Consider the following 13,018-nt stretch of genomic DNA (forward strand, 5'->3'; position numbering starts at 1 on the left):
AGGCGCCCGCCCAGGACGAGCGGGCGCTGTTGGGTGCTGCCAGGATTACTTCTTGAGGACGAGTTCGACCGGGGTTTCGATCACGCCATCTTTGGCATCGACTTTCTCACCCTTGACCAGCTTGAGCGCATTCTGGATACCGAACACGGCTTGCTGGGCAGCAGCCTGGTCAGCGGTCGCCAGGACACGGCCGTCCTGCAGCATCGGCTTGATGGCTTCGATGTTGTCGTAGCCTACGACCAGCACCTTGCCAGCCTTGCCGGCCGCGCGCACGGCAGAGACGGCGCCCAGGGCCATGTTGTCGTTACCGGCCAGCAGGGCCTTGAGGTCGGGGTATTCACTCAGCATGGCGGATGCCACTTTCTGACCCTGGTCGATTTCCCAGTTGCCGGATTGGGTGGAGACGATCTTCATGCCGGCAGCGTCCATCGCATCCTTGTAGCCTGCGGTACGTTGCTGGGCGTTGGTGGTCGTCGGAACACCCTCGATGATACCGACCTTGTCACCCGAGGCCAGTTGCTTGGCCAGGTAGTCGCCGACCAGCTTGGAGCCTTTGCGGTTGTCCGGGCCTACGAAGGGGATGTCGAGGTTCTTGCTTTTGAGCACGTCCGGGTCCAGGCGGTTGTCGATGTTGACGACCTTGATACCGGCGTCCGAAGCTTTCTTCAGCACGGTGACAAGTGCCTTGGAGTCGGCAGGCGCGATGACGATGGCGTTGACCTTGGCGAGGATCATCTGGTTGACGATGTCGATCTGCGCGCTGGTATCGGTTTCGTTCTTGATCCCGTTGGTGATCATGTCGAAATCGGTGGCGTGTTCTTTCTGATACGCCTTGGCACCATCCTGCATGGTGACGAAGAATTCATTGGCAAGGGATTTCATGACCAGGCCGACCTTGGGTTTGGCGGCGTCATCGGCAAATGCAGAGGAGAGAGGCAGGGCAGCAGATGCAGCAGCAAGCACAGCGACAGCAAGAAGACGTCCAGCGAATGGCAGCTTCATGGGTTCACTCCGATCTTATGATTATTGTGAGCAACGCTTGCACCGAAGACCCCTTCGGCAGCCTTCCCACCCGGGCGGCTGATACGAGCTGTCACGATACTCAAGGAGTGCTCCGTGAAACATCTCGCAAACGTTTGCGTTATTCAAACTATGAGAACCTTGTCGAGATTTGTCAACGGTTGAAAACAGCCTTTCATCCACGCCCTCCCTCCCGCTTGAGCATAGGTGCAGTTAAACATCGCACCCTCTCGGTCGCTCCTTAAAACGACAGGCTGGTGCGCATCATTCATGCATCCCCCAAAGCCTGGCGGTCAACTTTTTCGGACAACCGAACACAATGCAGTCCGATGTTCGGAAAGCCGGACACCCACATTATCAACAAACCCGAAAAATCAATATTAATTGTTATAAATCAATCATTTAAATTGTTTTAGCGATCACGCTGAGCCTGGTACAGATCCTGCTCTACCCCATCACCTCGTGGCATTCAGAACCGCCCGGGTGTTCTAGATGAACCTGCTACAGCACTCATCAAAAACCAGAGAGAAAAATAATGAAATCTGCACTGAAGACTTTTGTTCCGGGCGCGTTAGCCCTCCTGCTGTTGTTCCCCGTTGCCGCCCAGGCAAAGGAAGTTGAAACCAAGACCAAACTGTCCAACGTGGTGATCCTCGCCACCGGCGGCACCATTGCTGGCGCCGGTGCCAGCGCAGCCAACAGCGCCACCTACCAGGCAGCGAAAGTCGGTATCGAGCAATTGATCGCTGGTGTTCCTGAGCTTAGCCAGATCGCCAATGTGCGTGGCGAGCAAGTGATGCAAATTGCGTCCGAAAGCATCAACAATGAAAACCTGCTGCAACTGGGTCGCCGCGTCGCCGAACTGGCCGACAGCAAGGACGTGGACGGCATCGTGATCACCCACGGTACCGACACCCTGGAAGAAACCGCCTACTTCCTGAACCTGGTGGAGAAAACCGACAAGCCAATCGTGGTGGTCGGTTCCATGCGACCAGGCACCGCCATGTCGGCGGATGGCATGCTCAACCTGTACAACGCTGTGGCCGTGGCCGGCAGTAAGGATGCACGCGGCAAAGGCGTGCTGGTCACCATGAACGACGAGATCCAGTCGGGTCGCGACGTCAGCAAGATGATCAATATCAAGACCGAAGCGTTCAAGAGCCCATGGGGCCCACTGGGCATGGTGGTTGAAGGCAAATCCTACTGGTTCCGCTTGCCGGCCAAGCGTCACACCATGGATTCGGAATTCGATATCAAGAACATCAAGAGCCTGCCGGACGTCGAGATCGCCTATGGCTACGGCAACGTGAGCGACACTGCCTACAAGGCCCTGGCTCAAGCAGGCGCCAAAGCCATCATCCACGCCGGCACTGGCAACGGCTCCGTGTCCTCGAAAGTCGTACCTGCCCTGGTGGAACTGCGCAAGCAGGGTGTACAGATCATTCGCTCTTCCCACGTGAATGCCGGCGGCATGGTTCTGCGCAACGCCGAACAGCCTGACGACAAATACGACTGGGTCGCTGCACTCGACCTGAACCCGCAGAAAGCCCGCATCCTGGCCATGGTCGCCTTGACCAAGACCCAAGACAGCAAAGAGCTGCAGCGGATGTTCTGGGAATACTGATTCCTGACTGCCCCCCTGTAGGAGCGAGTTTGCTCGCTCCTACACCCTCACGCTCCGCCCTACATCCAATTGCCTGAATTGCTGTAAGACGAACTTCTTGAATTTTAAGTGGTTGCGAAATCACCTACAGTTAAATACTGTATGTGCGTACAGCTTATTAAGGAATACTCCGTGGCAAAGTCCTCTTCCGCAGTGCCCACCGCACCTGATACCTACGAACGCCTGGCTATTCGCGTGCAAAAGATCATCAATTCAACCAACGCCCAGAAAGCCAAGGCAGCGTTGATCTTCCGTTTGCCGGACGAGCCTGAGGATGAATGGGCGCGCTTACTGGAGGAAATCGCAGAGAACGACAATGTCACCCTCGCCTATCGTGACGACGGTGGCGTACAGATTTTCTGGGTTGTACCGAAGGAAGATTGATTCAATGAGTGTCCGTTTTATCGCGGTGTGCTGCCTGTTTTTTGCCGTCACCGCCCACGCCCAGGCGCCACGCACGTTCAGTGAAGCCAAGAAAATCGCCTGGAAGCTCTACGCTCCACAATCCACCGAGTTCTATTGCGGCTGCAAGTACACGGGCAATCGCGTGGACTTGAAAGCCTGTGGCTACATCCCCCGCAAAAACGCCAATCGTGCCGCACGCATCGAATGGGAGCACATTGTTCCCGCCTGGCAGATCGGGCATCAGCGCCAATGCTGGCAGGACGGTGGGCGTAAGAACTGCACGCGCCATGATGACGTGTTCAAGCGCGCCGAAGCGGACCTGCATAACCTGGTGCCAAGCATCGGCGAGGTCAACGGTGACCGTAATAACTTCAGTTTTGGCTGGCTGCCGGTACAAAGCGGGCAGTACGGGTCTTGCCTGACTCAAGTGGATTTCAAGGCCAAGAAGGTCATGCCGCGCCCTTCCATCCGGGGAATGATCGCCCGCACCTATTTTTATATGAGCAAACAGTACGGCTTGCGACTGTCGAAACAGGATCGCCAGTTGTACGAAGCCTGGAACAAGACCTACCCGGTGCAGGTCTGGGAGCGCCAGCGTAACCAGACAGTGGCGTGTGTGATGGGGCGCGGCAATGAGTTTGTCGGCCCGGTGAACCTGAAAGCCTGTAGTTGAAAATGGGCGAACCTCCCGCCCACCCGGCGCGTTACTGTGCAGCCTTGTGCTCGATAACCTGCGATTCGGTATCGGTTTTCTTGGCGCGCGCCATTTTCTCGTTGAGCAGTGCTTGCTTGGCCTCGGCTTCAGCCTTGGTCGCGAACGGCCCCAGCAGGACTTCGTCCTTGCCGTCAACCTTCACGATGTAAAAGTTGAAACCATGTTCCAGCAACCAGGCCGTAAGGTCGGTGATGGCCTGTAGCTTGTGGTCCGGCGGCCCTACCCATACATCCCATTCCTGGGCAGCAATCGCGCCGGTTTGCGGCTGGGTTTCGGTCACGGCAGGCTTGCTCCTGGGGGCCTCGACGCGTTTGCCCTCACCGCAACCGGCCAATGCCAACACCGCCATTGCCATCGCTACTTTACGCACTGCCCTGCTCCTTTAAAGATAAAGAGGCGACTTTATCATTCACTGTCTATTCTGGCCGTCATAAACGTTGGCTTAAACAATGCGAATCATGTATCGCAGACCTGTATGATGCCGCCATGGGAATTAATGTCGCCTCTATGCGTCCTAAAAAGAGGCAGTCACAGGGAAGCGCTTAGCAGTAAGCTACACACATCCGACACCTGCCCTGTCTGAAACATGTGTCCTTAAAAGTAATCAAGGAGAAGTCCATGCTGATACTCACCCGCAAAGTTGGTGAAAGCATAAACATCGGTGATGACATCACGATCACCATCCTGGGCGTCAGCGGCCAGCAAGTACGAATCGGCATCAACGCACCCAAGGATGTTGCCGTGCATCGCGAGGAAATCTACCAGCGCATCCAGGCCGGTTTGACTGCCCCGGACAAAAACCAGACGCCTTGAAGCGCCCTCAGTAGCCAGCCCTTTCGTACACTGTAATGGCTGGCGAAAACCTCTTCACACCGCTCTTGTCATTGCTGCGTGACTGACGCCACCAATGCGTTCATCTTCATGGAAAGATGAAACTGTCTTCACGCCCGGAACTTGTTGTTTCATTCTCAGCCGAATCTTCTGACTGACACTCAGCCATCCGTGTGCATTCAGGAGCACGTCGATGCGGCCCAGACCCCCACCGCCATTTGCCTACACGTCTTGGATGATCGCCTTATCGATAGGATGGGTCTTCGCAGGGCTGGCCTATGGTTTGAAGTATGCAATCGAAGGCTCCGGCTCCACCGCCCCTCGTTCAGGGCTGGACTTGGCGCTGCTGCTTTGCGGGTACTTGTTCCTGTTTTGTCTCAAACCTATCCAGAAGTCCGTGCAACGCAGGTTGTGTCGGCAAACGCTTCAGTGACATCGCTCTCATCGCCAGTAGACACCGGCATCAACAGCGTCACAGCGCGAGCTTGGCCTTTTCGTATCAGCCCGCCCCCCTCTGCAAGTACAACAAGCCGTCCGCGTCACGCTGTACGTCTAACTGCTGATACCCGTCTATCGAAGGATGGTCAGTGGTCATAGGCGTGTGATGCGTCGACGTCACGACCATCACATCCGCGCCTGCGGCCTCTCCCGCACGAATACCCACCGTTGCATCTTCAAACACCAGGCATTCATGCACCGGCACACCCAGGCGTTGCGCCCCCAAAACGTAACAAGCCGGATTCGGTTTGCCGAGGGCCACATCTTCAGCCGTCACCAATACCGCCGGCGGCGCAATGCCCGCGGCTTGCAGTCGACGCAACGCCAACTCCCTTGGAGCAGAAGTGACCAACGCCCATTGATCACCCGGCAGGCGGTTCAGAAACGCCACGGCGCCGGAAATCGCCACAACACCTTCGACATCATTGATTTCAGCCTCGGTGATCCACTGCGCTTCAACCTCAGGATCGACGCCCGGCAAGGCCTGGCGTGTGATGGTGTCGATCGCGCGGGCACCGTGAATAGTCGTCAAGAAAGCCGCCACATCCAGGCCATGACGTTCAGCCCAGATGCTCCACACCCGCTCGGCAGCGGCAATGGAGTTGAGCAAGGTCCCATCCATATCAAACAAAAAGGCACGGTAACGGCGATTGAACACGGCTGAACCTCGGATAGACACTGAGCGAATTCCTCATGAGCGGAAAAATGATAGGCCCGATGCAATCTACGGATCGCCTTGGTGCTTGTAAACGCTACCGAGGTCGATTGCATTACAGGTTTGTAATGGAGCGGTAAGCCTTACCAGCACCCTCACTTCATACAGTGGAGTCGTCAGTCACCCACACCGGATGACGCCACTTCCTACTGATGAAAAGGGTCCCCCCATGAAGCCTGCAAGCAAACTCTGCCTGATCGCCGCCAGCCTGCTGATGCTGGGCACAGGTACCGCCATGGCCGGCACCGTGGCGCCGGTCAAAGCCAATAACGTGGTGCTGGTGCACGGTTCCTGGGCTGACGGCTCAAGTTGGTCCGAGGTGATCACCCGCCTCCAGGCCGCCGGTCTGCATGTCACTGCAGTACAAAACCCGCTGACCTCGGTGGCCGACGATGTCGCCGCCACCAACCGTGTACTGGCCCAGCAAGACGGCCCCACTGTTCTGGTCGGCCACTCCTACGCCGGCACCGTGGTCAGCGACGCTGGGGCCAACCCGAAGGTCAGCGCCCTGGTGTACGTGGCCGCACGCGCGCCGGACGCCAATGAAGACTTTGTCGCGCTCTCGGCAAAGTATCCGAGCATGCCGGTGCGGGCCGGCGTTGAAGACCACGACGGCTACCTCACCCTGAGCCAGGAGGCCTTCCTCAAGTATTTTGCCGGCGATGTGCCGCATGCCAAGGCCCTGGAGTTGTACGCCGTGCAGCAGCCCATCACCAAGACCCTGTTCAGCGGTCGCACTGTCAACGCCGCCTGGCACACCAAGCCTTCCTGGTATGCGGTGTCGGCGAATGACCAGACCATCAATCCAGACCTGGAGCGCTTCCTCGCCAAGCGCATGAACGCCACCACCATCGAGCTGCCTTCGAGCCACCTGTCGCTGGTGTCCCACGCCAAGGAAATCACCGACCTGATCCTCGAAGCCTCCGGCCGCCAGCCCTGAGCCCTGCATTACAAACTTGTCATCATCCTGTTGGTTGGCTGTTCGGGGTGCCTGGTTACTGTGAACTCAACGCCACGATCTGGCAGCCAACCCCTTAAGAGAGATACCGCCATGAAACTGTTTATCCTCGGCTTTGCCGCTCTGCTCGCTACCGGTTCCGTGTTTGCAACTGAACCTGTGATCCATGACAAAACCGGCTTCTTCGTACACCTGGATGTGGCCAAAGTGCTGTCGAGCACCGACACCTACGGCCAATGCGGCATTGTCCCGGCGCGCCTCGACTACCTGGACAGCCAGGGTCGCGAACATGTGTTGGACTACCAGGTCCAGGGCATCGGTTGCGCCAGTGACAATTGATCGGGCTACACTTGCGCCACGCATTGAGACGGGGCACTTCCCATGAACATTCTTGTAGTCGAAGACGAACCCAAGGCCGGCAATTACCTGCTCAACGGCCTGCAGGAACTGGGTTACTCCGTCAGCCTCGCCCGTGATGGCGTGGACGGTTTGCACCAGGCCCTGGAAACACCGTTCGACGTGATCGTGCTGGATGTGATGATGCCGAAAATGGACGGCTGGGAAGTGCTGCGTCGCCTGCGCAAGGAAGCGGATACGCCGGTACTTTTTCTGACGGCTCGCGATGACATTGCCGACCGCATCAAGGGCTTGGAGCTAGGTGCCGATGATTACCTGATCAAGCCTTTTTCCTTCGCTGAACTGGTGGCACGCTTGCGAACCCTGACCCGTCGCGGCCCAAGCCGCGAAGAGGAACAACTGCAGATCGCCGACTTGCAAATCGATGTGCTCAAGCGTCGCGTCACCCGGGCAGGCACCCGTATCACCCTGACCAACAAAGAGTTCGCCTTACTGCACCTGTTCGCAACTCATCAGGACCAGGTGCTGTCCCGTTCGCTGATCGCGTCGCGGGTGTGGGACATGAATTTCGACAGCGACACCAATGTGGTGGACGTCGCTGTACGACGCCTGCGCCTGAAAATCGACGACCCTTTCCAGCTCAAGCTGATCCACAGCGTGCGTGGCATCGGCTACCGCTTCGATACCCAACCATGAACACACGCCGTCATTACTCCCTGACCCTGCGCCTGGCGCTGATCTTCGCCCTGCTCGCCTTCGCCCTGCTGGCGACCCTCGGCGTGGCGCTGTATCGCGAGTTGGAGCGTGAACTGATCATGCGTGACGACGCAGCCTTGATCTACCGCATCGATCAGTTGCGCAACCTGCTCAATGACAGCAACACCCTGGACCTGATCAAGACCAAGCCGGAGTTGTTCCAGAACATGCTCGGCAACCGCGAGTCAGTGCTGAGCATCGCCGCGCCAGGCCAGAAGCCCCTGCTGACGGTCAACCCCGGCAATATCGACCTGCCAGACGTTCCGCCGGTCCCCAAGAACCACGAACTGACGTTCGCCGACGTGCACCATTTTCCCGGCATCAATGGGGTACCCTTTGCAACCCTGGCCGCGTCCATCGACTCCGGTGACCTGGGCAGCCTGCAAGTCACAACGGGGCGCCTGATGACCGAACGCACCGCCGTACTCGCCAGCTATCGCTTGAGCGTTTATATCCTGGCGAGCATTGCTGCAATTATCCTGGCAGTGGTCGGTTACCTGCTGGTTCATCGTGGGCTGGTGCCGTTGCGCCGCTTGGCCCGGCACGCCCAGGGCATTGGTGTCGGCAACCTTGCCGAACGCCTCGACAGCCACGGTGCGCCGAAAGAACTGCTGCCGATGATAGATTCGTTCAACACCATGCTTGAGCGGCTGGCCAAGGGCTTTGTGCAACTGGGCCAGGTGTCCACCGACATGGCCCACGAGCTGCGCACGCCCATCAACAATTTGCTGGGGGAAACCCAGGTCGCCCTGCAACAGCACCGCAGCATTGAAAGTTACCAGCAGTTGCTTGCGTCCAATGTCGAAGAGCTTGAACGCCTGGCGCGGATGCTCGACAACATGCTGTTCCTCGCGCGCACCGACCCGGCGAGTGCTTTGCGTCAACGCCAGGAACTCAGTGCCGTGGATGAGGTGGAACGCATCGCCGAGTACTTTGAGGGCTTGGCGGGTGATGTGGATATCAGCATTCGTGCCGAAGGTGAAGGCGTGATCTGGGTGGAGCCGATGCTGCTGCGCAGAGCCCTGGCAAATCTGTGTGCCAATGCCATCAAATATGGTGCACCGAGTACCGAGCTGGAGATCCGCGCCGTGCCAAGCGCCGAGGGCATTCACCTGAGGGTCAGCAACCAAGGAGAGACCATCGCCGCCGAGCATCTGCCGCGCCTGTTCGAACGGTTTTACCGAGTGGATGAGTCACGGGAACGTTCGGCGCAGTCCAACGGGTTGGGGTTATCGATTGTGGCAACCATCATGCAACTGCACAACGGACGGTACAGCGTGAGCAGTGAGGCAGGCGTGACGTGTTTTGAGTTGTTCTTTCCGAAACGGGAAGATTGAGCGCAAACGCCCGGTGTTATTTTGCAAAGGTTTGTCTCTTAACCGCTCGACGCAAGCCAGGCTAATTTTGCTTCCCAATGGGCTCAAGGTAGAGCCGGCAGCGGTAAAACAATGGAGATTCCAAAATGGAAATGCGCTTACTGGAAAAGGGGCTGGCTGAAATGAATGAGAAGCTGATCACCGTTTCGAGCAAGGCAGACGCCATGGATAAGCACTTCGCGTCCAAGGCCGACCTGGCAACCACTGAACTGAACCTTATCAAGTGGTACGTGGCAACCGCATTCGCCATGACAGGCCTGGCCTGCGCGATCACCTTCGGGCTCACCCGACTGTTTGCGACTTGAGGAGCAGCGGGCTGATCAACTGACCTGCCCGCCCGCTTCCTTTGCATCGACGGATGTTTGCCACGCCGCCAGCACAGCTGTCTGCAGCCCCGCAACCAATGTATCCAGCGCCATTGAGGGCCGCTGTGAATCTGCCACCTGCTCTGGCAGAAAAGGTACGTGGATGAACCCACTGCGCACCCCAGAACCTGCGAGCGCATGCTGCAACAGATAAAACACCTGGTTACACACAAATGTCCCAGCCGTCTGCGATACCGAGGCCGCGACTCCCGCCTCACGCACGGCCTTGACCATCGCCTTGATCGGCAAGGTCGTGAAGTAGGCCGCCGGGCCGCCGTCTACAACTGCCGTATCGATAGGTTGCTCCCCGAGGTTATCGGGGATGCGTGCATCATTGACATTGATCGCCACCCGCTCGATTGAGATATCGCTACGCCCAGGCCCCAGGCCAGTCGCAATTACCATCGCCGGGTGCAACTCTTCGATCAGCCCGGCCAGGCACGGGCCCGCTGTGGCAAATGCGCAAGGCAGTCGACGCGCAACAATCTGCACGTCGCTGCCCAGCTGCACGCCGTCCAGTTGGCGCACGGCTTCCCAGGAGGGGTTGACCGGGTCTTGATCAAAGGGCTCGAAACCCGTCAGCAGAACTATTTGCATAACGGCCTCACATCAACAGGTAAAGCAGCACAATATTGACCACCAGCATCATCAACGCGGTCGGCAGCTGAGCCTTGATCACCGCGTTCTTGTCCGGCAGCTCGAGCAATGCCGCCGGGACGATATTGAAGTTGGCGGCCATAGGGGTCATCAGGGTACCGCAGTAGCCGGAGAACATGCCGATCGCCGCCATCACCGCCGGGTTACCACCATAGATGCCGACCAGCACCGGCACGCCGACACCGCCAGTCATCACCGGGAAAGCCGCGAAGCCATTACCCATGATCACCGTAAACAACGCCATGCCCAACACGTAGACCATCACCGCCACCAACTTGTAATCCAGGTTGATATAAGTGGTGGTGACATGCGCGACAGCCGTACCAACCCCAGCTTCGTTGAACAGTAAGCCCAGCATTGCCAACATCTGCGGCAGCACCATGGCCCAGCCCAGCGCTTCAGTCAGGCGACGGGATTCACGCAAGGCTTGCACCGGCGTATCGCGGGTCAACCAGCACGCCAGGCCAAGGGCGATCAGGCAGCCGATACCAAGGGAGACAAAGGTGGTGTTTTTCGGGTCCAGCAACGGCACTCCGCCAATCTCGGTGTGCTTGAGCAATACCGAGCCGATCACCGTGGTCAGCGGAATCGCCAACGCCGGGATGAACAGCTTGTGCCCCAGGCGACCCGCACTGGCACGGGATGCCTTGTCGTGCAACTCGGCATGCTTGCCACGGCCGACGCCGCCCATGCCGGCAATCAAGGCCATGACCACTATGCCTACCCCGATAGCCACCGAAGGCAGACGCTCACCGATCAGGAATGGAATGGCGAACAACAGCCAGAACAATGCACTGGACCAACGCTTGGGATGGGTGCGGTCCATCAGGATCATGCAAGCCGTGATCAGCAGCAGGACCCCGGCCAGCCAGTACAGGTATTGAATGGAAATAATCATTGTGCAGCCTCCACGGATGCAGCTGCCGGCGTCATCTCTCGGGTGAGCCTGCGGTCAAACCGATGCAGGCGGATCGCGTGAATGATGAAGGCGCAGATCGCGGTAGGAATCCCCCACACCGCAATATGCAGCGGCTCCACATCAATCCCCGACCCCAGCAGGAAGGTATGCATCAAGGCGATTGCACCGAAGGCGACAAAGATATCCTCACCAAAAAACAGGCCGACATTGTCAGTCGCCGCGCACATCGCCAGCACTTTATGACGCAGTTTGTCGGGAAGCTTGCCGTAGCGTTTTTCCGCTGCACCCTCAGCCATCGGCGCCAGCAACGGACGCACCATCTGCGGATGCCCGCCCAGGCTGGTCAGGCCCATGGCGGCCGTGGATTCACGCACAAACAAATAGATGATCAACAAACGCCCGACCGTGGCGCGCTCGAACCGTGCAATCCAGTTCTGCGCATGCAGGCGCAACCCATGGCGCTCCAACAGGCCAATGACCGCCAGAGGCAGCAACAGAATCAATTGCAGGGCACGGGTCTGAAGGAAGCCATCGCCCATGGTGGCGAGGATTTTTTCCAGGGGAAAATGGGCGGCAAGCCCGGTAGCGATAGCGGCCGCGGTGACCACCAACAGAGGGTTGATGCGCAAAACAAAGCCAACCACGATCACAAGTACGCCGATCAACGGCCATAAGTTCACAACAGTTTGCATGGCGGTGAGGTCCTTAAGTGCGCGCTGCGGCGCCATTACAGCAGGATGTGAACAAAGGGTTCACAGCAGGAAGTGGCGTGCAGTCGGCTCGGTTTTTTATTGTTGACCCGGAAGGTCGAGCGTCAGTGGCGGCAACTTTGCTGCCTGGGGACGGGAGGTGTCCAACAAGAAAAATTGTTGCTGCGAACCAATAAATTTTGTGGGTGATTGCACAGCATGCATGTAACGAGATGTGGACAGACCCGCAGGGATTCGCGCATCTTAGCGCCGCCTGTCTTATCAGGCGCGCACCTCAAATCAGCACACTCTTCCCGATTACTGTTGTGGATATGGAAATTCAATGAAAACCCAAAAGGTCCTGATCGCCCTCTCCTGCGCAGTTGCGCTGTCCATGCTGGGTGGTTGCGCCGCCAAGGTAAAAAGTGGCGGCAGCGCCGCGCTGGCGATCCCGGACTCCGCGAAACACAACCTCGTGGTCAGCATCAAGGGCGAAGGCCAGGTCGAGCAAAACCCGGACTGGAACCTGCTCAAGCGTGACTGGAACAACGCGCTCCAGGTCGAAGCCCGCCAGGCCGGCTTCAACGTCACCGAAAGCCCTGCAGTGATTCCGAGTGGTGAAGAAGGTGTCGGCATCAAGATCAATGTGAGCAAGTTTCGCTACATCGAGCCGGGCTCACGGTATGTAGCCGGTGCGCTGGTAGGTAACGCCTGGGTGTTCTCCCGCGCAGATTACTCGGACCTCAAATCCGGCACGCCGATTGGCTCGCGCACCTACGACACCTCGTCATCCGCCTGGGAAGGCATTGCCTCGGCCATGACGCAGAAGCAGGTGCAGGCGATTGCCAAACAGATGATCAGCGATATCAAGAACGCCAAAGCCAAGTAAGCCGCCATCGTGAGCGAGTTTCTCGAATTCATCTGGAAGCTGCTTGAGTTCGCAGGCGACTACACCCCACCACGGCGAAAACGCGTGTTCTCACTCGGGTTCGTGATGTTTTTGCTGCTGGTGGCGGTTGTTGAACTGGTGTTGCTGCAGATTTTTCTTGGAGATACGGGCTGAAGAGAGGGTTTGCAAAAGTTTTGCAAATCGC

At 57.9% G+C, this 13,018-nt stretch carries 18 protein-coding genes; 12 read left to right on the top strand and 6 right to left on the bottom strand.

Annotation, left to right across the window (positions count from 1 at the left end; genetic code table 11):
- Positions 1-45: 45 nt before the first annotated feature.
- Positions 46-1,002 (bottom strand): sugar ABC transporter substrate-binding protein, encoded by a 957-nt coding sequence (locus M2497_RS21540; protein ID WP_248483046.1) that lies wholly within the window; start codon positions 1,000-1,002, stop codon positions 46-48.
- 553 nt (positions 1,003-1,555) lie between these two features.
- On the opposite strand from M2497_RS21540, the gene M2497_RS21545 reads away from it, so the two are divergent.
- The 3 genes from M2497_RS21545 to M2497_RS21555 all read left to right on the top strand — a co-directional run bounded on the left by M2497_RS21545 (position 1,556) and on the right by M2497_RS21555 (position 3,761).
- Positions 1,556-2,644: an asparaginase gene (locus M2497_RS21545; protein WP_058426261.1), complete on the top strand. Its 1,089-nt coding sequence runs from the start codon at positions 1,556-1,558 to the stop codon at positions 2,642-2,644.
- Between the two features lie 171 nt (positions 2,645-2,815).
- Positions 2,816-3,067, top strand: coding sequence for a DUF1654 domain-containing protein (locus tag M2497_RS21550; protein ID WP_248483048.1), 252 nt, complete (start codon positions 2,816-2,818; stop codon positions 3,065-3,067).
- Between the two features lie 4 nt (positions 3,068-3,071).
- On the top strand, positions 3,072-3,761 hold the full coding sequence (locus M2497_RS21555; protein WP_248483050.1) for an endonuclease I family protein: 690 nt from the start codon (positions 3,072-3,074) through the stop codon (positions 3,759-3,761).
- Between the two features lie 31 nt (positions 3,762-3,792).
- Here M2497_RS21555 and M2497_RS21560 read toward each other — a convergent pair whose 3' ends face one another.
- Complete coding sequence (locus M2497_RS21560; protein ID WP_248488243.1) at positions 3,793-4,158, bottom strand: SPOR domain-containing protein; 366 nt, start codon at positions 4,156-4,158, stop codon at positions 3,793-3,795.
- Positions 4,159-4,421: 263 nt separating this feature from the next.
- Here M2497_RS21560 and csrA point away from each other — a divergent pair, with 263 nt between their 5' ends.
- Both csrA and M2497_RS21570 read left to right on the top strand, forming a co-directional pair.
- A complete protein-coding gene (csrA, locus tag M2497_RS21565) occupies positions 4,422-4,616 on the top strand; it encodes a carbon storage regulator CsrA (protein ID WP_003192511.1) in 195 nt (64 codons plus the stop codon).
- Positions 4,617-4,827: 211 nt separating this feature from the next.
- The gene (locus M2497_RS21570) at positions 4,828-5,067 is read left to right on the top strand and encodes a hypothetical protein (protein ID WP_248483052.1); all 240 of its coding nucleotides are present in this window, start codon (positions 4,828-4,830) and stop codon (positions 5,065-5,067) included.
- A 66-nt stretch (positions 5,068-5,133) separates the two neighbouring features.
- Here M2497_RS21570 and M2497_RS21575 read toward each other — a convergent pair whose 3' ends face one another.
- Entirely contained in the window at positions 5,134-5,811 is a 678-nt protein-coding gene (locus tag M2497_RS21575; protein WP_248483055.1) for an HAD-IA family hydrolase, read from the bottom strand.
- Positions 5,812-6,016: 205 nt separating this feature from the next.
- Here M2497_RS21575 and M2497_RS21580 point away from each other — a divergent pair, with 205 nt between their 5' ends.
- From M2497_RS21580 to M2497_RS21600, 5 genes are all read left to right on the top strand, one after another.
- On the top strand, positions 6,017-6,787 hold the full coding sequence (locus M2497_RS21580; protein ID WP_058426268.1) for an alpha/beta hydrolase: 771 nt from the start codon (positions 6,017-6,019) through the stop codon (positions 6,785-6,787).
- 111 nt (positions 6,788-6,898) lie between these two features.
- Positions 6,899-7,144 (top strand): DUF2790 domain-containing protein, encoded by a 246-nt coding sequence (locus tag M2497_RS21585; protein WP_248483057.1) that lies wholly within the window; start codon positions 6,899-6,901, stop codon positions 7,142-7,144.
- A 42-nt stretch (positions 7,145-7,186) separates the two neighbouring features.
- Positions 7,187-7,858 (top strand): heavy metal response regulator transcription factor, encoded by a 672-nt coding sequence (locus M2497_RS21590; RefSeq protein WP_015884955.1) that lies wholly within the window; start codon positions 7,187-7,189, stop codon positions 7,856-7,858.
- Entirely contained in the window at positions 7,855-9,255 is a 1,401-nt protein-coding gene (locus tag M2497_RS21595; RefSeq protein WP_248483059.1) for a heavy metal sensor histidine kinase, read from the top strand. The genes M2497_RS21590 and M2497_RS21595 overlap by 4 nt, the downstream gene beginning before the upstream one ends.
- 125 nt (positions 9,256-9,380) lie before the next feature.
- Positions 9,381-9,599: a hypothetical protein gene (locus M2497_RS21600; protein ID WP_248483061.1), complete on the top strand. Its 219-nt coding sequence runs from the start codon at positions 9,381-9,383 to the stop codon at positions 9,597-9,599.
- A 15-nt stretch (positions 9,600-9,614) separates the two neighbouring features.
- Here the strand turns inward: M2497_RS21600 and pcp are convergent, their stop codons facing one another.
- The 3 genes from pcp to M2497_RS21615 are packed head-to-tail and all read right to left on the bottom strand — an operon-like array spanning position 9,615 to position 11,927.
- Complete coding sequence (gene pcp, locus M2497_RS21605) at positions 9,615-10,256, bottom strand: pyroglutamyl-peptidase I (protein WP_248483063.1); 642 nt, start codon at positions 10,254-10,256, stop codon at positions 9,615-9,617.
- A gap of 7 nt (positions 10,257-10,263) precedes the next feature.
- Positions 10,264-11,214, bottom strand: coding sequence for a DUF979 domain-containing protein (locus M2497_RS21610; RefSeq protein WP_248483065.1), 951 nt, complete (start codon positions 11,212-11,214; stop codon positions 10,264-10,266).
- On the bottom strand, positions 11,211-11,927 hold the full coding sequence (locus tag M2497_RS21615; RefSeq protein ID WP_248483067.1) for a DUF969 domain-containing protein: 717 nt from the start codon (positions 11,925-11,927) through the stop codon (positions 11,211-11,213). The genes M2497_RS21610 and M2497_RS21615 overlap by 4 nt, the downstream gene beginning before the upstream one ends.
- 340 nt (positions 11,928-12,267) lie before the next feature.
- Here M2497_RS21615 and M2497_RS21620 point away from each other — a divergent pair, with 340 nt between their 5' ends.
- Positions 12,268-12,813, top strand: coding sequence for a hypothetical protein (locus M2497_RS21620; protein WP_248483069.1), 546 nt, complete (start codon positions 12,268-12,270; stop codon positions 12,811-12,813).
- A 9-nt stretch (positions 12,814-12,822) separates the two neighbouring features.
- Positions 12,823-12,987: a hypothetical protein gene (locus tag M2497_RS21625; RefSeq protein ID WP_248483071.1), complete on the top strand. Its 165-nt coding sequence runs from the start codon at positions 12,823-12,825 to the stop codon at positions 12,985-12,987.
- Positions 12,988-13,018 lie beyond the last annotated feature (31 nt).

The sequence above is a fragment of the Pseudomonas sp. CYM-20-01 genome (assembly GCF_023169845.1).
Taxonomy (GTDB): Bacteria; Pseudomonadota; Gammaproteobacteria; order Pseudomonadales; family Pseudomonadaceae; genus Aquipseudomonas; species Aquipseudomonas azotoformans.

Excerpts from the sequence above, each read along its gene's own strand:
- M2497_RS21560 (WP_248488243.1), bottom strand. The coding sequence starts at position 4,158 with ATGGCAATGGCGGTGTTGGCATTGGCCGGTTGCGGTGAGGGCAAACGC.
- M2497_RS21555 (WP_248483050.1), top strand. The coding sequence starts at position 3,072 with ATGAGTGTCCGTTTTATCGCGGTGTGCTGCCTGTTTTTTGCCGTCACC.
- M2497_RS21610 (WP_248483065.1), bottom strand. The coding sequence starts at position 11,214 with ATGATTATTTCCATTCAATACCTGTACTGGCTGGCCGGGGTCCTGCTG.
- M2497_RS21585 (WP_248483057.1), top strand. The coding sequence starts at position 6,899 with ATGAAACTGTTTATCCTCGGCTTTGCCGCTCTGCTCGCTACCGGTTCC.
- M2497_RS21595 (WP_248483059.1), top strand. The coding sequence starts at position 7,855 with ATGAACACACGCCGTCATTACTCCCTGACCCTGCGCCTGGCGCTGATC.
- pcp (WP_248483063.1), bottom strand. The coding sequence starts at position 10,256 with ATGCAAATAGTTCTGCTGACGGGTTTCGAGCCCTTTGATCAAGACCCG.
- M2497_RS21615 (WP_248483067.1), bottom strand. The coding sequence starts at position 11,927 with ATGCAAACTGTTGTGAACTTATGGCCGTTGATCGGCGTACTTGTGATC.
- csrA (WP_003192511.1), top strand. The coding sequence starts at position 4,422 with ATGCTGATACTCACCCGCAAAGTTGGTGAAAGCATAAACATCGGTGAT.
- M2497_RS21540 (WP_248483046.1), bottom strand. The coding sequence starts at position 1,002 with ATGAAGCTGCCATTCGCTGGACGTCTTCTTGCTGTCGCTGTGCTTGCT.
- M2497_RS21580 (WP_058426268.1), top strand. The coding sequence starts at position 6,017 with ATGAAGCCTGCAAGCAAACTCTGCCTGATCGCCGCCAGCCTGCTGATG.
- M2497_RS21600 (WP_248483061.1), top strand. The coding sequence starts at position 9,381 with ATGGAAATGCGCTTACTGGAAAAGGGGCTGGCTGAAATGAATGAGAAG.
- M2497_RS21545 (WP_058426261.1), top strand. The coding sequence starts at position 1,556 with ATGAAATCTGCACTGAAGACTTTTGTTCCGGGCGCGTTAGCCCTCCTG.
- M2497_RS21590 (WP_015884955.1), top strand. The coding sequence starts at position 7,187 with ATGAACATTCTTGTAGTCGAAGACGAACCCAAGGCCGGCAATTACCTG.
- M2497_RS21570 (WP_248483052.1), top strand. The coding sequence starts at position 4,828 with ATGCGGCCCAGACCCCCACCGCCATTTGCCTACACGTCTTGGATGATC.
- M2497_RS21620 (WP_248483069.1), top strand. The coding sequence starts at position 12,268 with ATGAAAACCCAAAAGGTCCTGATCGCCCTCTCCTGCGCAGTTGCGCTG.